Raw genomic sequence first — 15,699 nt, forward strand, 5'->3', positions numbered from 1 at the left:
GTTGCAGACATCGTTGGCCAAATTTCCGTCCCGCGAAAAGTGATCCTAAATTCACTCTAAAGAGCCCACGTTTGTTCAGGTTCATTGCCAGCCAAGCTGCGTCTGAGGGGGCGGATAGCCATCGGGTTTCTTGTTACACACCGAAGCGGGCCTAACGAGTTCCATGCAACTTGTTGGCCGCCTCTCAGAACAATTGTCTTTGACATGAATCATGATTCATGTTTCATTTTCGACGGAGGAAAACGGGAGGAGCCTTTATGTTGCGCATGCTCGCACTAACCGCTGTCGGCGCGTTGATTTCGTCTACGGCGATTGCGGAAATAAGAATTGCCCATGTCTACGGCAAAACTGGACCTTTTGAGGCCTATGCAGCCCAGTCCCACAATGGTCTGAAGCTGGGGTTGGAATACGCCACGGATGGCACGATGGAGATCAACGGGGAGAAGATCGTCATCATCGAGAAAGACACACAGTTGAAGCCGGACATTGGCCGTGCGCAGCTGGAAGAGGCTTACGGCGACGATGACGCCCATATCGCAGTTGGCCCGGTCAGTTCTGGTGTTGCTTTGGCAATGCTGCCCGTTGCCGAGGAATACGAGCGTGTATTGATCGTAGAGCCCGCGGTGGCGGACTCGATCACTGGTGAAAACTGGAACCCATATATCTTCCGTACTGGCCGCAACTCCTCTCAGGATGCGATTGCGAACGCTGTTGCTCTGGGCGGTGAGAACGTCACGGTTGCAACTCTGGCGCAGGACTACGCGTTTGGTCGCGACGGCGTAGCGGCTTTCAAGGAAGCTTTGGAAGGAACTGGTGCGACACTGGCACATGAGGAATATGTGCCGACCGACACAACGGATTTCACCGCAGCCGCAGAACGCATTTTCAATGCGATGGCTGAGATCGAAGGCGAAAAGAAGTTGTTCATCATCTGGGCCGGTGGCGGTAATCCGATGAGCAAGATCAACGCGATGGAGCCTGGCCGGTTTGGGGTCGAGATCGCCACAGGCGGAAACATCCTTGCGGCTCTTAAGGCGTACAAAGAGCTGCCTGGAATGGAAGGCGCCACCTACTACTACTATGAGATCCCCAAGAACCCGGTGAACGACTGGCTTGTGAAAACGCATTTTGAGCGTTTCGACAGCCCGCCGGATTTCTTTACAGCCGGCGGCATGGCGGCAGGAATCGCCATTGTTGAAGCGATCAAAAAGGCTGGAGGCGCTGAAGACACCGAAGCGTTGATTGCTGCGATGAAGGGGCTCACTTGGGAAACTCCCAAAGGCACGATGATGTTCCGCCCAGAAGATCATCAGGCAATGCAGACCATGTACCATTTCCGCACCGAAATTCAGGACGGCAAGGACTATGGTGTGCCGGTACTGGTCCGTGAGATCGGCATGGATGAGATGGAAATTCCCGTTCGCAATCAATAAGCTGCGGCCTCAGTTTGTCGCATGAAGCCGGGGCGGTTTGCCTTTTCCGCCCCGGGGACATTAGGACTTCACCCAATGACCCAGATACTTTTGGAAACTGACGCACTCACTGTGCGGTTTGGTGGGCATGTGGCCGTCGATGCGGTGACCTGCCGATTTCCGGCCGGAGAGCTGACGGCAATTGTCGGGCCCAACGGCGCAGGGAAGACGACCTACTTTAACCTGATCTCAGGTCAGATAGCGGCGACCGCGGGAACAGTGACCCTGAATGGTCAGGACATCACACGCCTCGGTGTCGCCGAACGCTGCCGTCGAGGCCTGGGGCGCGCGTTTCAGTTGACCAACCTGTTCCCCGACCTTTCGGTTCTTGAAAACCTTCGACTGGTGATCCAGTCGCGTAAACACAAAGGCTTCGGGCTGTTTTCGATGGCAGACAGCCACACCGAACTGACTGCGGAAGCCAGCGGCATTCTGGAGCGGGTTCGCCTCGATACGCAGAAAAACCAACTGGTGTCCGAACTGTCGCATGGCGATCAGAGAAAGCTGGAGGTGGCCATGCTTATTGGCCTCGACCCGCTGGTATACATGTTCGACGAACCAACAGCAGGCATGAGCGTGGATGAGGCTCCGGTGATCCTGGACCTGATTGCAGAGATCAAGGCCGATACCAGCAGAACAGTGCTGCTTGTCGAACACAAGCTCGACGTGATCCGAACTCTGGCTGACCGCATTATCGTTTTGCACAATGGCGCGTTGGCCGCTGACGGTCCACCCGCGGAAGTCATGGCCTCGGCCGTAGTGCAAGAGGCTTACATGGGTAAGGAAATGGATCATGTCTGACCCAATCCTGACGCTGAAAGGTGTCTATACCGACATCGCGCAATACCACATTCTGCAAGGTGTCGACTTTGAGGTGCCCCGTGGCGAGGTGACAATGCTTCTCGGCCGCAACGGCGTAGGCAAAACCACGACGCTGAAGACTATCATGGGGCAATGGACCGCAAAGTCGGGCGAGATACTCTATGACGGCCAGGACCTGAAGCGCCTGCCGGTCTCTGCCCGCGCCCGCGCCGGCATTGGCTTCGTGCCCGAGGATATGGGCATCTTCAGCGATCTGACGGTCGAAGAAAACATGGTTCTGGGTGCCAGCTCCGGTCCGCTTGACCCGAAACGGAAGGAGTGGCTGTTGGGCGCGTTTCCGGCACTGGGCACCTTCTGGAACAGCGAAGCGGGAAACCTGTCGGGGGGCCAAAAACAGATGCTCTCCATTGCCCGTGCTATGGCCGAAGACCGCGAACTGTATCTGATCGATGAGCCCACCAAGGGACTGGCGCCAGCCATCATTGCGACCATGGCCAACGCTCTGCGCGAACTAAAGGCACAGGGCCGTTCGATCCTTCTGGTGGAACAGAATTTTTCAGTCGCCAAAGCCCTGGGAGACAGCGCGGTTGTCATGGATGACGGGCGCGTAATCTGGACCGGGGCCATGGCGGAACTTGCAAGCAATAAAGACCTTCAGGAAAACCTGATGGGTCTAAGCATGGAGGCGCACTGAATGACCGCCGCTCCTGATCACAGACCAACCTTCGCGGACGTTTCGCTGGGTGAGCGTCTGGACAAGGCGATGCCGTTTCTGTTGATCCCGATCCTCGTGGTGCTTGGGTTCTTCGCGATCGGCGCTCCATCATCCTGGCTGACTTTGACCGTGTCGGGCCTCGCCATGGGGATGATGATTTTCATCATGGCATCCGGGCTTACGCTGGTGTTTGGCCTGATGGATGTCATAAACTTTGGTCACGGTGCATTCGTGTCCGTCGGGGCCTTCGTCGGAATCTCGGTCCTGATTGCGCTTGGCGACTGGACCGGAGCGACTTCACTACTCCTCAATATGTCGGCGGTTTTTCTTGCTGTTGTGGCTGCCATGACTGTGACCGGTGCGTTGGGCTGGGTGTTCGAACGAGTGATCGTCAAACCCGTCTACGGCGCACACCTAAAGCAGATTCTTGTCACCGTTGGCGGCCTGATCGTGATCGAACAGCTGATCCATGTGATCTGGGGCCCGGATGAAATCTTTATCAACCGCCCCGAAATGCTGAAAGGCGCGATAACCTTTGCAGGCGCCGCGATGGAAAAATATCGCCTTCTCGCCGTGGGGATCGGAGCTGTTCTGTTCATTGCCATGCGTATGATCCTGCGCCGTACCAAGATCGGATTGATCGTTCGGGCAGGCGTCGAAAACGGCCCGATGGTCGAAGCGCTGGGGTATCGTCTGCGCGTGGTTTTCGTCGGCGTTTTCATCGCCGGATCAGCGCTTGCTGGCTTGGGCGGTGTGATGTGGGGCCTTTATCAAGAGGTTATCACTGCGGGCATGGGCGAACGCATGATGGTCCTTGTATTCATCGTGGCAATTATCGGTGGTCTTGGCTCGATCGAGGGCGCTTTCATAGGCGCGCTCCTGGTCGGGCTTTTGCAGAACTACGTGGCATTCCTCGAACCCAAACTGGCGCTTGTGTCCAACATCGCGCTGATGACTGCAATCTTGATGTGGCGGCCGCAAGGTATGCTGCCTGTAGTGAAGGCCAAGTGAAATGATTGTACGTCTGATATCTGGCGACACGCCCCGTTCTCCCGTTCTGACGGCGCTGCTGCTGCTGATCCTGATATGCTTGGCCGGTGCGCCGTTCATCTTTGAAGGCGTGCGCGCTTTGGACACCGCTGCTCGGATCTGCATCTTTATCGTACTGGTGGCAGGCTATGACCTGCTTCTTGGCTACACCGGGATCGTGAGTTTTGCCCATACAATGTTTTTTGGCATGGGCGCGTATGGCGTCGCGCTTGCGTCCACACATATGGGGCGCGGGTTTGATTCCCTTCTGGTCGGCTCGGTTCTGGGCGCGTTGGCAGCAATCGTCCTGGCACTGCTGATTGGCCTATTCAGCCTCCGAGTGCGTGCGATATTCTTTGCGATGATCACGCTTGCCGTTGCATCTGCCGTCGCAGTTCTTGTGTCGCAGTTTTCTGACATCACCGGTGGTGAGGACGGGCTGACCTATAAAATCCCGCGCGTTCTGACCTCTGCCAACAGGATGGGCGAGGTGATGGGGGTCAAGTTCACGGGGAAAATCCTGAACTACTACCTGATCTTCTTCAGCTCGCTGGTGCTGTTCCTGCTTCTTCTGCGTATCGTGAATTCTCCTTTCGGTCGCGTCCTGCAAGCCATCCGCGAGAACGATTTTCGAGCCGAGGCAATCGGCTACCAGGTCGTATGGTATCGCACGGCCGCAACCTGCTTATCGGCGGCCACCGCTGCGCTTGCCGGAAGCTTGTTTGCAATTTGGCTACGGTATGTTGGGCCCGACACAACGCTAAGCTTTGAGATTATGCTCGACATTCTGCTGATGGTCGTCATTGGCGGCATGGGCACGATGTATGGAGCGGTGCTGGGTGCGGTGCTTTTTGTACTTGCACAGACCTATCTTCAGAATCTCATGGGCGCGGCGTCTCATGCCACCGAAGGTTTGCCGCTGATCCCCGAGCTTGTTGATCCCGACCGCTGGCTGATGTGGCTGGGCATCCTGTTTATTCTCAGCGTTTATTTCTTCCCAACCGGCATCGTCGGGCGCCTGCGCGGGCAGCGTACCGCATGAGCGTTCCGCTAGTTTTTTTGCACGGCTGGGCCATGAATGGTGCGGTTTTTGATGGGGTCAAAACACAGCTCGGGCCGGGTTTCGACTGTTATGCACCAGATTTGCCCGGACATGGTTCCCGGGAAATGGATGAGCCCAGCCTTGCACGCTGTGTCGAGGTTGCGAGCGAAATCATCAATCAGTTGGATCATCCTGTTTTGGTCGGCTGGTCCATGGGGGCCGCTGTTGCGTGGCAGTATCTTGCGCAGGAAGGCACCCAAAGCTTGAGTGGGCTGGTTACCATCGACATGAGCCCGCGATTGCTGCCTGACGATCAATGGGCGTTTGGACTGGGCGGCCAAAATACTGAGGCTGTTCTATCCACGTCCTCGAAAATCGAATTTCAATGGCGCAGCATGGTCAAAAACATTCTGCACAACATGTACGCGCCCAACGGGCTCCAGGAGGCGAATGAAGACGCGATGAGGGCGCTTCTTTTGAAGCAAGACCCGACAGCGCTGCGCCCGATTTGGGACGATCTAATTGCAATGGATGCACGGCAGAGCATCGACGCGATCGATATTCCGTACTTGGTTTGCGCGGGGGCGCATAGCAGGCTTTACGATCCGGAAGTGGCCTATTGGATCGAACGGCATTCGCCTATGGCCGAGGTGCGGGTTTTCCAGAACTCCGGGCATTCTCCGCATCTCGAAGAGCCTGACGCCTTTTGCGATGCCATCCGGCGGTTTGTCAGGACATTGGAAAGCACAAAGACTGAGCGCAGGAGGGCACTGACGGAATGACGAAATCCTCTGCTTCCCAACCAAAAACCAAACGCGGGGTTGAGCGCCGCGCAAAGCTCCTTGCGGCTGCTGAGCAGGTGATCGGTGAAAAGGGTTTTGCAGCCGCTTCAATCGCCGACATTACACGTACGGCAGAAACGGCACTTGGCACGTTCTACATCTACTTTTCCAGCAAGGAAGCACTGTTTCGTGAGCTGGTCGAGGACATGGGCCGCGCCACAAGAACGCAAACGACCGAACAGATCGTCGGCGCGCCAAACCGATTGGAAGCAGAGCGTGCCGGGCTGGAGGCCTATTTGCGCGTGGTTCGTGACCGGCCGTTGCAATACCGCATTGTCGAAGAGGCACGGTTCGTTGATCCCGAAGCCTACCGCACCTACTACACAGAGTTTGGCAAGGCTTACGCCGATCAGTTGGAGCACGCCGTACTCAAGGGCGAGATTTCTCAAGGGGACGCGGAGGTCAGAGCCTGGGCCCTGATGGGGATTGCGAAGGCTTTGGGCGAGCGCTACGTGCTTTGGGACGACAACGTCGACATCGACCGCGTTGTCGCCGAGGCACATAAGTTGATCTGCAACGGCTTGGCCCCATGAGCAGGTTGGTCGCCTGGCACATAGAAGACCTGCCAAACTCCGAGCCCTGCTGTCTGATCCGTTTGCAAGCGCCTCGCTCAAATGCTCTGGAGCCCGGCATTCTCGACGAACTGCACCTTGCTTTCGATGCGCTGGAGCAATCGGATGTGAAAAAAGCACTGATCTCAGGCGGGCGCAATTTTTCGACCGGCGGTGATGTAGGTCGGTTTGCCGAGGCAGCCCGGGCTGGGCAGGTCGAAAGCTATACTGCAAAGGTCGTAACCGTACTGCAGGCGCTGGTATTGCGCATGGTCGAGATGCCCGTAGTCTTGGCTTCGGCCGTGCGCGGTGCGGCGACTGGTGGGTCAGCCGGAATGGTGTTTGCCTCTGATCTGGTGGTTGCAGCGCCAGACGCGTTTCTTCAGCCCTATTACGGGGTGGTGGGGTTTGCCCCGGACGGCGGATGGACCGCCCTTTTGCCGGACTTGATTGGCGGCGCAAACGCAAGGGGCTGGATAATGGCCAACCATCGGCAGGGCTCAGAGCAGCTGAGAAGCCTTGGGCTTGTTCAGGCTGTTGATAACAATCCCGAAATGCGAGCCGCGAAGCTGCTTGCCCAGATCGAAACCGGCACGGCGCTGGCAACAAAGTCCCTGTTCTGGGACGACAAGCGCCGGGCGGTCGTCAAAACACGACTCGAGGCCGAGACCGAGTCCTTCAGGGCCATGATTGGACGACCGGAAACTCTGACTAAGATGCAAGAATTCCTTCAGCCAAGGGATGAAAGAAATGTTTGACCAGATCCCTGACATGGCCGCGAAAAGGGCGGAGCTTTCGCCCAATGCCCTTGCGTTTCATGACACGTCGTCGTCGCGCAATTGGAGCTTTGGCCAGATAAATGATGCCGCCAATGCAGTTGCGGCCGGTCTCTCTGGCCTTGGCCTTTCCGAGGGCGACCGAATGGCCATGCTGTGCCAGAACTCTGCAGAGTTTTTCATCACCCTTTTTGCCTGCCAAAAAACAGGCATCATTCTCTGCCCCCTAAATTGGCGTCAGCCCGCGCCGGAGCTTGTCGAAACTCTGGAGCAAGTTGGTGTCTCGGTTTTGCTCACAGACGCCGAGTTCCAAAAAGTTGCAGCCGAAACGGCAAGAGGGATCGGGGCACCGCTCCTGACGATAGAAAACGATCTTGCAGGATGGATCGAGCAAGGTGGCCCCAAGTTGGCGGCTTCGATCCCCTCTGATCGACCTTGGTATCTGCTCTTCACGTCTGGAACGACGGGCTTGCCCAAGTCCGTCATCCAAACCGCAGGAATGGCATGGGCAAACACCATTAACATCGGGCAAGCCATCGATATCGCATCGACTGACCGCTCCGCGTGTTTCTTGCCGTTGTTCCACACGGCGGGGATCAACCTATACACACTGCCCATTTTTCTATCCGGCGGTTCATCGACAATCTTTCCAAAGTTCGATGTGGACGAGATACGCGACCTAATCGCGTCCGGTCAGATCAACCAGTTCTTCGCCGTACCCGCAGTCTATCAGGCATTGTCGCTTGCCCCCTGGATTGACGAACTTGATTGGCACAACATCCGTTGCGGTTGCGGCGGTGCCCCCCTCTCGGAACCGTTGATCCGATTTTTTGCGGGTCGCGGTGTGAAAGTCCTGAATGGCATGGGCATGACTGAAACTGGCCCAACTGTTTTTCTGATGGATCCCGCCCATGCCGAGCAAAAGATCGGTTCGGTCGGTAAACCGCAAAGCCTGACGCAAGTACGATTGAGCGGAGTACCCGATGGCAGGGAAGGAGTTGGCGAATTGCACATCAAAGGCCCCGGTGTGACGCCGGGCTATTTTGCCAATCCAGAAGCTACGGCAAATACCTTCACCGAAGACAAGTGGCTCAAAACCGGAGACATCGCGCGTCGCGACACAGACGGGTACTACTACATCGTCGACCGCATCAAGGACATGTACATCTCAGGCGGCGAAAACGTCTATCCGGCTGAAGTTGAGAAGGTTTTGTATTCCCATCCCGCCGTTCTCGAGGCAGCTGTGATCGGTGTGCCCGACGATAGATGGGGAGAGGTTGGCGCCGCGTTCATTCTATTGCGACCGAAACAAACGCTTGATGCCGAAAACCTGCGTTCTTGGTGCCGCGAACGTTTGGCCGGCTACAAAATTCCCGCATATGTGAGAGTTGTCCCGGATTTCCCACGCACCGCGGCCGGCAAAATTCGCAAGCCCGCTCTGATCGAGGCTTTTGGTCATGATTGACCTCCAACAACGCTGGACCCCGACGCAAGATGACTTTGATGCCTTTGCGCGCGTGTCCGGTGACGACAACGCGATCCATGTGGACCCGGATTTCTGCGCCGACACGACATTCGGTCGGACGGTGTCTCACGGCATGCTGCTCTACGCCAAGCTCTGGGGCATGCTGAAGAAAAACGACCCATCCCTCAACACGTCTTCACAGAGTCTCATGTTTCCAAATCCGGCATTTGCCGGAGAGCCGCTGGATTTGTCCATTAAACAGGAGACGCAAGGACGCTTGATAATGCGTGCCGTTCGGGTTGCCGACGGCGCAGAATGTTTGATCGGGAAGGCAGAAATCCGATGTTGAAAGTTGGACAATCCGCTCACATCGCTCGGCGGTACACCGAAGAAGACATACGCGCCTTCACTTCGCTGAGTGGGGGCAAATCTGAAGGCGTCCCCGAGCCGCTGCTCGCCGCTCTGTTTTCTTACCTACTTGGTGTCGAGCTACCAGGTTCAGGCACCAACTACCTAAAACAAGATCTAAAGTTTAATGCTGCAGCACCACTGGACACAGTCCTGACAGCGCAAGTCTCGATTACGAAACTGCGCCCCGAAAAACATCTGGTGGATCTCTGGGCGAGCTGTACGACCCCCGACGGCACCGTGATTTGCGAGGGCCGCAGCCTGGTAAAAGCCAAAGATGTATGTGGAGCCTTTCGTGAACAGACATAGGTCTGCAACGATCCTAAAAAGAAAGAGCAGTCCTTCCCTGGCATTCACTTAACAATAGGATTGCCTATAGAACGGACGCTCCCGGCAAGCGCAGCGAATAACCGCTTGTAAGCCCAAAGCGGTGTTCTTGCTGCGAAGGATTACCTTCAGTTTAACACCCTAAAAAATCTATACCTTACGTCACCCCCTTCATCAGGTTTGCCAGATGGTTTTACAGGCGAGCCTGAGGTAGCCTTCAATAACTTCTTCGCCATCTTGAGGGTTCAGTTATGATCTCCAAACGCGTATTTTTGTCCAGTCTTGCATCGACCGCTGCGCTGGCGCTGGTGCCGGCGCGGGCCCGCGCTCAAGCTCCAGATGCAACGCTCTTCACGAACGTGCGTGTTTATGACGGGATGTCCGATGAATTGACCGAACTCACGAACGTTCTTGTCGAAGGGGAAATGATCAAGGATGTCTCGCCCGCAGCTGATGCCGCGCCAGAAGTGCCGCGCATCGATGGAGCTGGACGGACCTTGATGCCGGGGCTCCTCGACATGCATGTGCACCTCCAGTGGAACCAGGACCCTGCTGGCTTCCTGACAGCACGTCCAGATTATATTGCTGCATTGGCATTGAGCGAAAGTGAAGCCACCCTGATGCGTGGCTTTACCAGTGTCCGTGATACTGGTGGCGGCATTCTCGGTTTGGCGCGCGCCATAGACGAGGGCCTCCACCCCGGTCCGCGCATTCAGGCGTCAAACGCTGCGATTTCAATGACCGCCGGTCATGGCGATCTTCGGCCGCGATCCGTGCGTCCGAGAGCCTTCGGCGGGCCGCCGTTCACAGAAGCGGAGCGGCTTGGGATCACACTTTTCGCAGACGGGGTTCCTGAAGTTCTGGCGGCTGCACGCGAGCAGTTCCGGCAGGGTGCGCACTTCATCAAAGTCTTTTCAGGCGGCGCCGTTACTGGCCTCTACGACCCATTGGATATCAACGAGTATTCGCCGGCAGAACTCGAAGCGGCAGTAGAGGAGGCCAAACGTTGGAACACTTACGCGACCTCGCACGCATACATGGACACATCGGTTCGGGCCGCCATTGAGGCAGGTTACCAATGTATTGAACACTGCAACCTCATGACGCCTGAGTCGATGGAGTTGGCCGTGGAAAAAGGGGTCTGGCTTTCAACCCAGGTTGGCTTTTTTGCAGCAGACATTCCGGCAGGGTTCACGCCCGCCCAGGCAGAACGCCAAAAGATGGCGTTTGATGGTCTCGACGCCATGCTTCGATTAGCGCGAGAGTCCGGCGCTAAGATTGCACTCGGAACAGACTTTGTCGGATCGAGGCAAACGAAAGCAACGCAGTTGGAGGAATTGCAGCTCAGGACGCCATGGTTCAGCAACGCCGAGATTTTGCGGCAGGCAACAGGTCTGAATGGTCAGCTTTGGGACTTGACCGGCCCGCGTAATCCCTACCAGGCTGGTCCAGTCGGTGTCATCCAACCCGGAGCCTACGCAGATATTCTGCTCGTGGACGGAGACCCGATTGCCGACCTTACGGTCATGGCCTCTGCGGACAATTTCGATGTGATTATGAAGAACGGCAAAGCGCACAAGAACAATCTGGCCTGAGACATTTCCCGAGGGTTAAGATAGACACTGGTGTTGCATGCGAATGACCGAAGAGTCCGCAATGCAGTCATTGAGCGTAGGTGAGCGAACGTCTGCCTTGAGCCCTAACCTGCTAGTGCTGCGACTTACTTAAAGGTCTGCTTCCGTGAAACTTATCAGAATGGCGCGTTGATAGATTTATGTCCGCTGAGAATTGTCGTGGCGTATCGACAGCAAAAAATCTCTTTGACGACCAGCAGATTGATGACAGTTCAAGGGAACCCCGCGCGCATGTAGGCGATGATCTTCCAGATGTCTTCTTCACTCAGCACTTCCTTGAAGGCTGGCATGTCTGTTCCGAAGCGTTCGCCGCCCTCGGAAATTGTCCAAAGAAGATACTCGTCCCCCGACATAGGCATCTGAACGAACCATCGAAGGAGGGCGGGAGAGGGCACGAGCGAACGTCCGGCTTCACCGTCGCCCAAGCCCTCTGCTCCATGACAGCTTGCGCAGTTTTCCGTGTATAGCGTCCTGCCCTCCGAAACATTGCTGGGCGTTGCACGAATGGTGCTCCGAGCCCCGCGATAGGCTGCGGGCACACCCTCGTTCATGTATGTCCAGTGTCGCTGCATGCGTTGCTGCTGGCCCGGTCCCATGTTGCCATGTCCCCAGCCATCCATGCGTTCAGACCACATGTGGCCCGGTCCCATTGGCCCATGACCCCACCAGTCTCCTCGATGCTGTTGGGCAATGGCCACTCCGGCGATAGTGATAGACAAAACGCCTAAGGCAAGAATGCGTAATCGACTCCGTGTCATCTTCTCCTCCTTCGTACTGTTTCCGCTCGATGACTGTCGCCTCAGGCCGCTTCGTAACTCGTGAATACCTCGGTAGCGCCGTCCCGACGGAACAAAAACACATCGTAAGCCTCACGACGATCTTCCGGCCCCATCCCAGGCGAACCGAAAGGCATCCCAGGAACAGCAAGTCCAATGGCGCTAGGTCGCTCCTCCAACAGACGACGAATGTCGGCAACCGGTACGTGCCCCTCGATCATGTAGCCATCGATCTCGCCTGTATGGCAGGAGATCATTTTTTCGGGAATGCCGTTGTCCAATTTGTGGCGGACGAGCAGTGTTCCAAAGCTGCGCTCCTCGGTAACGCGAAAGCCTTCCTGCCGAAGGATATCGATCCAAGCACTGCAACAGCCGCAATTCGGATCCTTGAGAACATGGATGGAAGGTGTGTTTTGCGCAAACGTGGCAAATGGTGCTGTGCTGGCGAAGCCTGCGGCGTAAGTCAGTATTTGGCGGCGTTTCAGGTGCATAGTGAGAGTCCTCTTTACTTGCGACTCAATTGAGCAAATTTCGCATCATTCGTGATAGGTTGTCTTCATCCCCGGTAAGCATGCTGATGTTCTCCAACTTCCCGGCGCTCGGCGAGCGCTTGGCGCACGATCTGGAAAGCAGAAGAAAGAAACAGCGTTGCCATGATCGCTGCGACAATCAGATCTGGCCAACCGCTTGCCGTTCCCCAGACGCCCAAGGCCGCAAACATAACGGCCACATTGCCGATGGCATCGTTCCGCGAACAGAGCCAGACAGAGCGGACATTGGCATCGCCGTCTTTGTAGCTGACAAGCAACAACACACTGGCAAGGTTTGTAGCCAGTGCAAGAGCTCCGATTATGCCCATGATCTCAGCTTCAGGGACGCCGACATAGAAGACGCGGTATACGGTCGATCCGAATACCCAAAGGCCCATCAAAAGCAAGCTCACCCCTTTGGCCAAAGCTGCATTGGTGCGGGCGCGAACTGAGGCACCGATCACAGCGAGCGAGATACCATAGGTCAGTGCGTCGCCGAGGAAGTCGAGAGCATCAGCCTGAAGCGCCTGTGACTTTGCGTAGTGACCAGCGGTCATCTCGACTACGAACATCGTCGCGTTCAACGCAATGACGATCCATAGCCGCCTTTTGTAATCATCTGACACGCCATCGAACTTGGCGTCATGCCCACAACATCCTGACATTGGAAAGCCTTTTTGAATCTGTCTTGATCATAGTGTAGTGCCTCTAGTGACTAGAGGTTCAAGAGGTATTTTCATGTTTTCCATCGGAGAGCTTTCAAAGCGCACGAAAGTCAAAGTTCCGACCATCCGCTACTACGAAGAAATGGGGCTGCTGGCAGAGCCGGAACGTACAGCTGGAAACCAGAGGCGTTACACAAATGAGGGTCTGGAACGCCTGAGCTTCATCCGTCATGCGCGTGATCTTGGCTTCTCCATAGAAGCGATTTCTTCGCTGATCGAGTTGCAAAATCATCCGGACCGGTCATGCGAAGCCGCCACCAAGATTGCCGAAGGTCAGTTGTCCGAAGTGCGAGCGAAGATCAAAAGGCTAAAGGCGCTGGAGAATGAACTGAAGCGTATTGCTCAAGGATGCGACGGTCGTGGCGTAGTAGAAGACTGTTATGTCTTGGCTTCGCTTGCAGACCACGACCTGTGTGATCAAGATCACTGATCCCAAAAGCGGACATCAATTAAGTGATCATAATCGGCAGCTTCGTCCCGCAAAGTAGACGCTCTAGCAAGTTACAACAAACGAACGCATTCGATACCAAAGCGGACACTGCGGGTATCAGTTTCCAATAGAAAATTCGTTTCTAAAAATCAACGTTGCGCTTATGCGGGTAAGCCCGCCAAACGCAGAGACTCGCAGTCTTTTTCCAATCGTTCTAAGTCAGAGAAAAGCTGAGTTTCTGCCCAGTCCGATATGGAAAACTGAGGACGGTATTTCATCACATTCCGCGCCTCATCGCGAGCGGCCTCAACGTTATCCGTTTCCATATGTACGATAACGAGGTCGAGGTGCCCAAAACCTTCAACCCTTTGACTATACTCGGTGAATGCCTCCTTGGCTTCCTCGTATTGACCGTCGAGCCGAAGGGCCAAACCCAAAACACCAGCATACCAGCCCGGATAATGAGGGTTGAGAGTAATGGCTTGCCGCGCCACGCGGATAGCTTCTTTTGCCTGTCCATCGAACGCTAGTGTAATCGACAACCTTGCAGCGACGTCCGCGTGATTTGGATTTAGCTGAAGCGCTTCGTTGAACTTCTCGATAGCCGGTTTCAGCTTGCCATCGATTGCATCCGCGAAACCCGCAATTGCATGAGCCTCTGGGTTGTAACTGTCTATTTTCAGAGCGCGTCGAGCGCAGTCGCGCGCCTCTGCCAGCGCCGCATTTCGGTCTGCTACAAAGCCATGCCTTGCTTCCACAGTACAAATGAACCCCAAAGTGCAATATGGAGCAGAGTAACCAGGATCCAGAGAAATTGCCTGCTGAGCAAACCGGCGAGCGTCAGCCTGTGCTTCCTTTGTTATTCTGCGAGAAGCCTCCACAGCTTGCAGTTGAGCAGTCCAGGCATCCAGATTTTTGGTCCCCGAACCCCTGAAACGGGCCATCTCGCCTGCCAGCAATTCGACTTGAAGTTCAGTCGCAATTCTCAGAGCAATTTCATCCTGAACCTCGAATACGTCTTCTATCAGGCGATCAAACCGGTCTGCCCAAATATGCATGCCGGACTTCGCATCTATTAGCTGCGCGGTAATTCGCACACGACTACCGCTTTGGCGGATACTTCCCTCGAGAACAAGATCGACTCCTTGTTCCAGTCCGACCTGTTTCACATCCACGGAACGCCCCTTGTAGACGAAAGTGGAATTCCGCGCGACGACCAGTAAGTTCGGGAGTTTTGACAGGGTGGTAATTATCTCTTCGGTAATGCCATCGGAAAAAAATTCCTGATCGGGGTCGGAAGAAAGATTGTCAAAAGGTAGGACGCCGATCAGCAATGACTTCGTATGACTCGCGGGCGTCACTCGCGGTGGAGCTGAGCCAGGTGGCGACCATTGGAATACTTCGACTGGTGACGGGGCATTTTTGAAATGCCGTTCGCCAGCGCGGTGAAATCGCTCGGCGAGCCTCTCATCAAGGCTGCGATGGACGACATCGGAAATCAACACAGCCGCTTCGTCGGAAGCCTCTTGTAGCCGCGCAGCTATGTTGATCCCATCGCCGAAGATGTCATCTTCGTCGAATACGACATCTCCAAGATGCACGCCCACTCGCAGTTTAAGTGAAGACTGGGCTGACACTTGGCTTTGAAGATCGAGGGCGCATCGCACGGCGCCCGAGACCGAACTAAACTCGACGATCCATCCATCGCCCATCCTCTTTACGATATTGCCGCGATGATCACTGACCAATGGATCGAATATCTTTCGACGCAGGACACGGAGTTCACTGAGAGTTCTGTTCTCATCCGCCTTTATTTGGCCCGAGTAGTTTACTACATCGGCCGAGAGTACTGCGGAAAGTTTGCGGTCTCCGTTCATGTCTCTTCGTAACGTATAGTACGTTTCATGGAAAAGACATCTTGTTTTGGAACCTTCTCACGAACTTCGACCGGCCGCATTGTCCGCATAGCCACCGTCGGTCGATCCTGCAGCTTCGGTCACTGGGGGCTCCGTGCTGCGGTTAGGGGAAATTCAGTGAATTTTTGCGGCGCGGACGAAGTCGACATTCACTTTTGCATAAAGATTACGACGGCGATTGCGCCAATACCCGGTATCAAAAGTTTGCAGAAACAGGTTATCCCGAGCGCTCCCGCCTC

General features: G+C 55.5%; 17 protein-coding genes. 13 read left to right on the forward strand and 4 right to left on the reverse strand.

Annotated elements, in window-relative coordinates; all coding sequences use genetic code 11:
- Positions 1-257 precede the first annotated feature (257 nt).
- The 12 genes from K3752_RS05650 (at position 258) to K3752_RS05705 (ending at position 11,044) form a co-directional block, all read left to right on the forward strand.
- The gene (locus K3752_RS05650; protein WP_260066261.1) at positions 258-1,433 is read left to right on the forward strand and encodes a substrate-binding domain-containing protein; all 1,176 of its coding nucleotides are present in this window, start codon (positions 258-260) and stop codon (positions 1,431-1,433) included.
- 75 nt (positions 1,434-1,508) lie between these two features.
- On the forward strand, positions 1,509-2,273 hold the full coding sequence (locus K3752_RS05655) for an ABC transporter ATP-binding protein (RefSeq protein ID WP_260065445.1): 765 nt from the start codon (positions 1,509-1,511) through the stop codon (positions 2,271-2,273).
- Positions 2,266-2,988: an ABC transporter ATP-binding protein gene (locus K3752_RS05660; protein WP_260065446.1), complete on the forward strand. Its 723-nt coding sequence runs from the start codon at positions 2,266-2,268 to the stop codon at positions 2,986-2,988. Before K3752_RS05655 ends, K3752_RS05660 begins: the two co-directional genes overlap by 8 nt.
- Positions 2,989-4,020, forward strand: coding sequence for a branched-chain amino acid ABC transporter permease (locus K3752_RS05665; protein WP_260065448.1), 1,032 nt, complete (start codon positions 2,989-2,991; stop codon positions 4,018-4,020). It abuts the gene before it with no gap.
- Position 4,021: 1 nt separating this feature from the next.
- Positions 4,022-5,080: a branched-chain amino acid ABC transporter permease gene (locus K3752_RS05670; RefSeq protein ID WP_260065449.1), complete on the forward strand. Its 1,059-nt coding sequence runs from the start codon at positions 4,022-4,024 to the stop codon at positions 5,078-5,080.
- Positions 5,077-5,862, forward strand: a complete 786-nt coding sequence (locus tag K3752_RS05675; protein ID WP_260065451.1) for an alpha/beta fold hydrolase — start codon at positions 5,077-5,079, stop codon at positions 5,860-5,862. The genes K3752_RS05670 and K3752_RS05675 overlap by 4 nt, the downstream gene beginning before the upstream one ends.
- The gene (locus K3752_RS05680; RefSeq protein ID WP_170363827.1) at positions 5,859-6,455 is read left to right on the forward strand and encodes a TetR/AcrR family transcriptional regulator; all 597 of its coding nucleotides are present in this window, start codon (positions 5,859-5,861) and stop codon (positions 6,453-6,455) included. Before K3752_RS05675 ends, K3752_RS05680 begins: the two co-directional genes overlap by 4 nt.
- Positions 6,452-7,231, forward strand: coding sequence for an enoyl-CoA hydratase/isomerase family protein (locus K3752_RS05685; RefSeq protein ID WP_260065453.1), 780 nt, complete (start codon positions 6,452-6,454; stop codon positions 7,229-7,231). The genes K3752_RS05680 and K3752_RS05685 overlap by 4 nt, the downstream gene beginning before the upstream one ends.
- Positions 7,224-8,714: an AMP-binding protein gene (locus K3752_RS05690; protein WP_260065455.1), complete on the forward strand. Its 1,491-nt coding sequence runs from the start codon at positions 7,224-7,226 to the stop codon at positions 8,712-8,714. Before K3752_RS05685 ends, K3752_RS05690 begins: the two co-directional genes overlap by 8 nt.
- Positions 8,707-9,063, forward strand: coding sequence for a MaoC family dehydratase (locus tag K3752_RS05695; RefSeq protein WP_170366797.1), 357 nt, complete (start codon positions 8,707-8,709; stop codon positions 9,061-9,063). Before K3752_RS05690 ends, K3752_RS05695 begins: the two co-directional genes overlap by 8 nt.
- Entirely contained in the window at positions 9,057-9,431 is a 375-nt protein-coding gene (locus K3752_RS05700) for a phosphate acetyltransferase (protein WP_170363886.1), read from the forward strand. Before K3752_RS05695 ends, K3752_RS05700 begins: the two co-directional genes overlap by 7 nt.
- 269 nt (positions 9,432-9,700) lie before the next feature.
- On the forward strand, positions 9,701-11,044 hold the full coding sequence (locus K3752_RS05705; protein WP_170408141.1) for an amidohydrolase family protein: 1,344 nt from the start codon (positions 9,701-9,703) through the stop codon (positions 11,042-11,044).
- Positions 11,045-11,295: 251 nt separating this feature from the next.
- Here K3752_RS05705 and K3752_RS05710 read toward each other — a convergent pair whose 3' ends face one another.
- The 3 genes from K3752_RS05710 to K3752_RS05720 all read right to left on the reverse strand — a co-directional run bounded on the left by K3752_RS05710 (position 11,296) and on the right by K3752_RS05720 (position 13,054).
- Complete coding sequence (locus K3752_RS05710) at positions 11,296-11,703, reverse strand: cytochrome c (RefSeq protein ID WP_260065458.1); 408 nt, start codon at positions 11,701-11,703, stop codon at positions 11,296-11,298.
- A 179-nt stretch (positions 11,704-11,882) separates the two neighbouring features.
- Entirely contained in the window at positions 11,883-12,350 is a 468-nt protein-coding gene (locus K3752_RS05715; RefSeq protein ID WP_170343049.1) for a DUF411 domain-containing protein, read from the reverse strand.
- A 65-nt stretch (positions 12,351-12,415) separates the two neighbouring features.
- Positions 12,416-13,054, reverse strand: coding sequence for a cation transporter (locus tag K3752_RS05720; RefSeq protein ID WP_170343051.1), 639 nt, complete (start codon positions 13,052-13,054; stop codon positions 12,416-12,418).
- Positions 13,055-13,127: 73 nt separating this feature from the next.
- On the opposite strand from K3752_RS05720, the gene K3752_RS05725 reads away from it, so the two are divergent.
- Positions 13,128-13,544, forward strand: coding sequence for a helix-turn-helix domain-containing protein (locus K3752_RS05725; protein ID WP_170343053.1), 417 nt, complete (start codon positions 13,128-13,130; stop codon positions 13,542-13,544).
- 161 nt (positions 13,545-13,705) lie between these two features.
- Here K3752_RS05725 and K3752_RS05730 read toward each other — a convergent pair whose 3' ends face one another.
- A complete protein-coding gene (locus tag K3752_RS05730) occupies positions 13,706-15,421 on the reverse strand; it encodes an adenylate/guanylate cyclase domain-containing protein (protein WP_260065461.1) in 1,716 nt (571 codons plus the stop codon).
- Positions 15,422-15,699: the final 278 nt, after the last annotated feature.

It is taken from the genome of Ruegeria sp. B32 (assembly GCF_025141855.1).
Lineage (GTDB): Bacteria > Pseudomonadota > Alphaproteobacteria > Rhodobacterales > Rhodobacteraceae > Ruegeria > Ruegeria arenilitoris.